We start from the raw sequence: 789 nt of genomic DNA, 5'->3' as shown, positions 1-789 counted from the left end.
ATTTTAGAGTCGCGTATTTCTTTTGATGGATAAACTCGAGCAAGCCGGGGTGTTTGTACAAATCAGCGCAGCCATCCTTATCGGGGGGACAAAATACCGAAATGTTGGGCTCTTTCCCCCAGCGGATATGAAACAAACCCTGTACGTGATCAGGATGAAAATGTGTTAGAAATATTGCATTCAGAAAAGACGCTTCAAATCGCTCGCCAATATCCATGATTCCTGCATCGATAAGGTAAGCCGCACCTTCAACTTCCAGCAATGCGCTAGCTGGCCTTCTCCTGAGTGAAGGATCTGATTTCGCTGCACTACAAACCGAACATTGGCAACCAAACAGCGGAACTCCGCCTGCCGCCCCCGTGCCCAAGAGCGTTATTTGCATAGTGATGCAGCCTCTTTGGCACAAAGTTTCCTTGTCACAATCATTTCAAATAGTTTCTCACCCGCCTTCTCCAAAGAATGATTATTTTCAACATAAGGAATGCTCTGGGATAGAAGAAGATTTTCGTCTTGCTGTGCTTTAGCAAGCCGTTTTTCAATCTGCTCTTCAGACTCCCTGCCACGGGAAACCAGGCGGTCTCGCAGTATGTTGGTATCAACATGAATCAATATCGGATACAGCATATCGAAACGTTTGCGCGCTACAGATAAATACGAGCGAGAGCCGTTAACCACTACACTAATCCCGCGGCTTAACCACTTTTCCACCTCAATGCCGATACCATAGTGTGTGCCATGACTGTACCAATCCATAGAAAAGAATCCCGCTTCTTTGCGATGTATAAATTC

The 789-nt window shown here is 46.0% G+C and carries 1 protein-coding gene and 1 pseudogene; both read right to left on the bottom strand.

The features are described from left to right. Positions 1-382: MBL fold metallo-hydrolase (locus tag A3762_RS23365; protein WP_156493698.1), on the bottom strand; the 382-nt coding region annotated here is incomplete at its 3' end. Further along, a pseudogene (locus A3762_RS23360) lies at positions 373-789 on the bottom strand (hypothetical protein); the annotation flags it as partial. The gene A3762_RS23365 and the pseudogene A3762_RS23360, both read right to left, overlap by 10 nt.

Source organism: Oleiphilus sp. HI0125 (genome assembly GCF_001635355.1).
Note: the sequence above shows the minus strand (reverse complement) of the source record. Positions and strands in the feature narration are given on the sequence as shown.